We start from the raw sequence: 5,876 nt of genomic DNA on the forward strand, positions 1-5,876 counted from the left end.
ATACATTCTGACTGCATAGTTTTCCTTCTGCACAGCTAAGGACGCCCTTTCAAATCCGCACTCTTTGAGATGCAGTAGCATTCTTTTCATAAGCTGTGTACCGATGCCCATTTTGTGGTATTCCTTAAGCAGCGAAATTGCGAAGGAGGGAGTGTCATCATCAACATGACCGTAGTCATCCATGATCCTTGTCCAGACCGCACCAATCACTTTTCCCGAATCTTCGGCAACAATGCAATGATCTGCCTTGCCGTTCCCAAAGCCTTCGTAATATAGAGCAAGCTCAGGTTGCTCTATAATACTCCTGTCAGGCGGATCTGCGCCTTCCGGAATGTATATCGCTTCGTACAGAAAGTCCTTTAGCAGACCATATTCATTTGGCCTCAATTCACGATAAATCATATTCTTCTTACAAACGAGAACTTATCTGTCTGATACGACCAGCTGCAGTACATCCGGCCTTGCGTAATGGCCTACCGCGTCATGCTCCATTTTGCATGCAGCCGGAAGATCCATATCCAGTTCAGCATATATTACCGTCTCTTCATCCCATACCGGATCCGTAACGTAATGCCCATAAGGGTCTATTATGCAGCTTCCGCCGCGGCACACTATGTCCGGCAGAGCTGCTATCTCGGCTTTGGTATTCAGATCCTCCGGGTATGACTCTTTTCTGATTATCATGTCGGAATTGATAAAATAGCATTTGCCTTCTATCGCTATGTGCTGGATGGTCGCCTGCCATTCAGGGTTATCGTTTGTGTTAGGGGAGATATAGATCGTTATTCCTTTCTGATACAGAGCGACTCTGGCAAGCGGCATATAGCTTTCCCAGCATATAAGGCTGCCTATAGGTCCCCATGGTGTTTCAGTGACCGGGAAAAAGTATTTATCAGCATCTCCCCACACCAGTCTTTCTGACCCTGTGGGTTTTAGCTTGCGATGCACTTTATATGTTCCGTCCGGTTCGAAGATGGCATTGCTGTTGTACAAAGTCCCTCCGACCGCATCTCTTTCCGAGAATCCGATACTTATATACGCGCCGCGCTTTTTCGCTTCACTCGCAAGCTGAATGAACTCCTCTCCGCCGGCCACGACTGAGGCATCATAGTATCTCTTCCAGTCCTCCCTTCCGGGTTCAGTCCTTTTGCCGACACTGAACCCGAAGTTCATCCCAACAGGATAACCTGGGATAAACAGTTCAGGGAACACTATCAATTCCGCTTTGTTTCTTGCCGCCTCTTCAATATAACCCAAGGCCTTTTTCAGACTTTCCTGTTTATTGAACAGAACCGGTTCAGCCTGGACCAGCGCTATGCGGCATGTATGTTTATCTAAATCTTTCATTCCATATACCTCCACAAACTGCGATTTGTCACAGCATCAATATGCATCATTTTTATTATATGTCAGTTCCACATCATATCCAAGCTTATCCATTATGCACTACTCTACATTCTAACATCATCTCCACATTCTAGCACTCCCACATTCCCAACTTATAAAAAAGGCTAGGTGCCATAAACATATCAATCCCGCCCCAGTAACCATGCCCGTTCTAGAGTAGATATGTTTATAGTTTCAGAGCAACATCGTCCCCACATTCCCAACTATGCCAATAGCAGTACCACATACTCTACCCTAATGCAAAAAATCAGCAGGGCAACATACCCAACTATCGTTTTGAGTATGCTGCCTTGCTGAAAATCACTAAAATACTGTCTTTCTGGCACAGCATTATTCCTTATTCTTATATGTCTCAAATATGCCGTTAAGGCTTATAGGACAAGGGGTTATGGCATTTTATTTTCTGTTAATTAGTGCTACGCTCTCAACGTGGAGGCATGAGCTAAATCTTTCTATGAATATCTTCTCATTTTCCTGTATTCCCTATTCACCCCACCTCCAAATTCCCCTAACCAGCCTAAAAACACAAAATCCCCCGAAAGCAGCAGTGATGCTATTTCCGGGGGATTTTGTGTTTTTATACCTTCCGATAAGGTGTCTTTATTGGAAGTCTATTACTTTGTCCAGCAGTTGTTCAAACGCCTGAGTGAATTTCTCATCATCCTCAACTGATTATTTGTCACACAGGCCAGACAACTTTATCTTTACCATTTGCAGGTAACCATTTCAGTAGGAAGGAACGGAAGTTTTGGCTAGCCTGAGTAAGACAAGATATACGGTTTGACCAATATCATCGCCTGTGCCTAATGGCTTTGAAATTATATCCGGGTGATTATTCAGTACAGCAGAGTAATCATAGCTAAGGTTTATAGCCTGATGCCGAAGAATCAGGTCGGTGATAATCATTTCATCGGCAGTTTCGGCTACGATGTCAACATTTAATCCTGGCAATAGTATATATTTATCAATATTATGTCTGAAACATTGATAGGCCCGCCCCTTGCTGACGATGCGCGCGCCTTCCAGATCCGCATAATCAATTTTTTCTCTGCCGGCCAGCGGATGCTGGCGATGGAGCCGCGCGCAGTACCGTGAAAAGAACAGTGGTTCAGCTTCGAAACGATTTTTGTCAGCTTCTCCTGTGACAATGGCAAAGTTGCATTGCTTTTCCAGCACGCCCTTCAAGGCTGCATCATCTGTCGTATCCACAGTGCTGAGAATAATATCTGGGTATGCATGGTGAAAATTCAAAAGGAACTCTGCCCCCAAGTAAGCCATAATGTGATCAAGCGCATATATAGTCACCACGCTTTTGGATTGGGACGCCAATGTGCTCATGCTCGCAATGCTCCGATATTCTGCCAGCAGCCGCTGCACATGCGGTAACAGTGCATTGGCATAGTCAGTAGGAACAAGGCCATGCGGATTACGGATAAAGAGCAGCTGCCCTAGTTCTTCCTCCAAAGTCTTAAGCATCTTACTGACACCTTGCCGCGACACATAGAGCTTATCTGCGGCACTTTGAATATTGCCTTGCCTATATACTTCGAGAAAATATTCCATTTGCTTCTGATTCATCAAATCCCCCCTCCTATTATTTTACAGCAACCTTTTTATTGCGTCAAAAGAGAATTTCCTTGCTTGTTGTACCTCAATATGAGCATTATACTAGAAGCATAAATTAGATAAAGCAATTCATAGTTTACAAAAAAGGAGACATGACCATGAAATTGACACAAATCCGCAATGCCACCAACCGCCTTGAATATGCCGACAAAACTTTCCTGATTGACCCGTGGCTGATGCCCAAGCACCAGTTTTCCTTCGTCGATGTTCCCGGCAAGCCTTATCATGTGCCGGATGAAATGAAGGAGCATTTGCCTATGCCCTTCTATGACCTTCCCATGCCAATGGAAGAAATACTCGCCGGAATTGATTATTATCTGGTAACGCATATCCATCCCGACCACATCGATATGTCCATGGATGGTACTGTGGGCGCACCTTTGGACAAGAATGTGCCTGTAATTTGCCAAAATGAAGCAGATGCCACTGTCTTCAAAAAATCCGGCTTCCACGATGTGACCGTACTTTCCGACGCAGGCATGCTGTTTGGCCAAGCAAAGCTGACCAAGGTACCAGCTCTCCATGGCACAGTAAATCCCTGTGGTGATGCAATGGGGATAATGTTTGAAAGCGAAATGGAAAAAAACTTTTATCTAGCCGGTGATACGATATGGTATTCCGCAGTAGCCGACTCCTTGAAGCGTTGGAAACCGGAAGTCGTAGCACTCAACTGCTGTGCCGCCGAGACGGTGGAAAATGGCCGACTAATCATGGATGCCGAAGATGTCCACTGCGTTGCCAAGACTGTGCCTAACGCCAGACTGTATCTGACGCATCTGGATAATGTTGCCCATGCCGCACTCACCCGCCATACACTAAATGGCAACCTTGCCGAACGTAATGTAACTAATTATGATATGCCAAAGGACGGTCAATCTATAATTTATTGAGGCTTCTGCTCAACCTGGAGCAGCTCCAACAAGATTTCATGGGAATTCACCAAAGCAGGCTGGAAACCATTATCCAGGCACAAGGAACTTGATTTTCAGGTAAAAATGCCAAACTAAAACAGACCGCGAAACCAGTAAAATCAATGATCTCGCGGTCTGTATTTTTATAATTTCCAATAAGAACAACTTATTGGAATTCTATTACTTTATTTAGCAGTTGCTCAAATGCCGCCGTGAATTTCTCGTCATACCACTTGACTCCATCTCGTTGGCAAAAGCTCTCGCCGCTCCGTTTATTCCCTTGTAATATAGGTTTACTGTTATCATATAGCTTATCTCCTGACACTGGTTTTTTTTAATTTCTACACCACTGGCTAAATATCCTTTTTATCGTTAACTCCGTATTCAATCACTCAAATCAGATATTTCTTATCCCCTATAAGACCTCTACTCCAAACAGCTAAATTCCCTCAAAGCCCAATAACAGGCATTTGAGGGGATTTTCTTTGTATCAAACTAGTTATTAAGGTATCCCGTAGGAGCGGTACTTTGATACAAATATAACGATTATCGCCTAAATCAGCTTAACGATGAATGTATTGTAAACCTACAACATTAAACCATCTATAAGGGATTCTCTAAAAGACTTACTCAAACTCCGCTGTCAGCTTTCCTCGGAATATCCTTGTTGCCTCTTCATCCGGCTCCCCGAAATAGAAGCCCACTACCGAGGTTATATTCTTCTTATCCTCCATTATGAAGGTGATATCACCTTCTTGAGAATAAAGCGTATATACCTTCACCGCTTCTCTGGTGCCGCAATCCGGACAGATCTTAGTACAATTACCTTTCCTCGACAGTGCCGGATAATCTTCATATTCCATACCACAAACTGGACATCCCTTCATTATTTCACCACCTCGCTATCCACAACAATCGGGACAAATGCAAAATCCATTGCTGTATTGATCTATTCCACCACTTCTTATCCAAGCTGGTACATCTGGAAATAAATCTTGGATATAACCTAATTCTCTTCCATATTTTAGATACTCTAAATAAACCCTTGACTCAGCCTCAGACATTGAATATGTTTCTTTCTTACCACAGCACGAACATCTAGCTACGATTTCTACACAACCACTCATTATTTCACCACCTCAATCTCATCCTCGCCCAGAACAACATTGAGTCCTGAGCCGTTATCCCATGCCACCATAACCGAACCGATGTCATCCACGCCTTTTACCGTACCCTCGGTGCCAATCGGCGGTGCTTGGATATCATCCATCTTGACTAAACGAACTCTCATTCCTGCCAAGTATGTGGCCTTAGCCTGTTCAATAGCTTTATAATCTTTCATAACATGACCTCCTCACCACCATTATGTCGTGGTTTGGGCTTCTTGTAAGCGGCCAAAACAAAAACTGCCCTCAATAAGAGCAGCTATGCATGATTAAAGATTATATTTGCGTGTATATGAGTGGTAAAAAAGTGGTAATTGGGATATTCAATTCCCCCAAGCCCTTGCCATACAAGGTTTTAGGATATCGACTAGTATACTGCTGTGGCAAATAAAACAGATTTTAACCATTTATACAAAACCCCTTTAAAACCTTGATTTTACAAGCTTCGTAAAAATTTCACTACCACATAATTCTATCACAAAAAGCCATATTTTGGCATAAAATAGGCATAATTTTCCCCTCAAAAGTGGTAAAATCAGTGGTAAAACTTTTCAAGTTGCCACTTTACCTTTTTCAGTAATACCAAGGCTTTGGTGTTTTTCACCCCTTTTCAAAAACTCCAATTAAAAGTGGTAAAACTGGCTAAATATTTTTCATCATTATTTTTTTATAAATTGTCACTTATACGCATAAAAAAGCCGGGTTTAAATCCCGGCTAGTATGTTTATTCTACCTATTTGATTTGAAATCGGCCGTAAAACGCATC

7 protein-coding genes are annotated in these 5,876 nt (G+C 43.0%); 1 reads left to right on the forward strand and 6 read right to left on the reverse strand.

Translation table 11 applies throughout. The features are described 5' to 3' along the window. The 3 genes from QZV24_RS10045 to QZV24_RS10055 all read right to left on the reverse strand — a co-directional run. Positions 1–402, reverse strand: a 402-nt coding sequence (locus QZV24_RS10045) for a GNAT family N-acetyltransferase (protein ID WP_294523443.1), incomplete at its 3' end; no start/stop codon positions are given. 21 nt (positions 403–423) lie between these two features. Beyond that, complete coding sequence (locus QZV24_RS10050; protein ID WP_294523445.1) at positions 424–1,347, reverse strand: carbon-nitrogen hydrolase family protein; 924 nt, start codon at positions 1,345–1,347, stop codon at positions 424–426. 786 nt (positions 1,348–2,133) lie between these two features. Next, positions 2,134–2,985 (reverse strand): LysR family transcriptional regulator, encoded by an 852-nt coding sequence (locus tag QZV24_RS10055; RefSeq protein WP_363138214.1) that lies wholly within the window; start codon positions 2,983–2,985, stop codon positions 2,134–2,136. Positions 2,986–3,131: 146 nt separating this feature from the next. Here QZV24_RS10055 and QZV24_RS10060 point away from each other — a divergent pair, with 146 nt between their 5' ends. Next, on the forward strand, positions 3,132–3,923 hold the full coding sequence (locus QZV24_RS10060) for an MBL fold metallo-hydrolase (RefSeq protein ID WP_294523447.1): 792 nt from the start codon (positions 3,132–3,134) through the stop codon (positions 3,921–3,923). Positions 3,924–4,570: 647 nt separating this feature from the next. On the opposite strand, the gene QZV24_RS10065 is transcribed toward QZV24_RS10060, so the two are convergent. From QZV24_RS10065 to QZV24_RS10075, 3 genes are read right to left on the reverse strand one after another with little or no spacing between them, the layout of a single operon-like run. After that, the gene (locus tag QZV24_RS10065; RefSeq protein WP_294523451.1) at positions 4,571–4,831 is read right to left on the reverse strand and encodes a hypothetical protein; all 261 of its coding nucleotides are present in this window, start codon (positions 4,829–4,831) and stop codon (positions 4,571–4,573) included. A gap of 15 nt (positions 4,832–4,846) precedes the next feature. Beyond that, positions 4,847–5,071 (reverse strand): hypothetical protein, encoded by a 225-nt coding sequence (locus QZV24_RS10070; protein ID WP_294523453.1) that lies wholly within the window; start codon positions 5,069–5,071, stop codon positions 4,847–4,849. After that, a complete protein-coding gene (locus QZV24_RS10075; protein ID WP_294523455.1) occupies positions 5,071–5,286 on the reverse strand; it encodes a DUF4314 domain-containing protein in 216 nt (71 codons plus the stop codon). Before QZV24_RS10075 ends, QZV24_RS10070 begins: the two co-directional genes overlap by 1 nt. Positions 5,287–5,876: the final 590 nt, after the last annotated feature.

The organism is uncultured Anaerovibrio sp. (assembly GCA_902786545.1).
Classification (GTDB): Bacteria; Bacillota; Negativicutes; order Selenomonadales; family Selenomonadaceae; genus Anaerovibrio.

Bases quoted from the DNA above. Each gene is read 5' to 3' on its own strand.
- QZV24_RS10050 (WP_294523445.1), bottom strand. From the start codon at position 1,347: ATGAAAGATTTAGATAAACATACATGCCGCATAGCGCTGGTCCAGGCT.
- QZV24_RS10060 (WP_294523447.1), top strand. From the start codon at position 3,132: ATGAAATTGACACAAATCCGCAATGCCACCAACCGCCTTGAATATGCC.
- QZV24_RS10055 (WP_363138214.1), bottom strand. From the start codon at position 2,985: ATGAATCAGAAGCAAATGGAATATTTTCTCGAAGTATATAGGCAAGGC.
- QZV24_RS10065 (WP_294523451.1), bottom strand. From the start codon at position 4,831: ATGAAGGGATGTCCAGTTTGTGGTATGGAATATGAAGATTATCCGGCA.
- QZV24_RS10075 (WP_294523455.1), bottom strand. From the start codon at position 5,286: ATGAAAGATTATAAAGCTATTGAACAGGCTAAGGCCACATACTTGGCA.
- QZV24_RS10070 (WP_294523453.1), bottom strand. From the start codon at position 5,071: ATGAGTGGTTGTGTAGAAATCGTAGCTAGATGTTCGTGCTGTGGTAAG.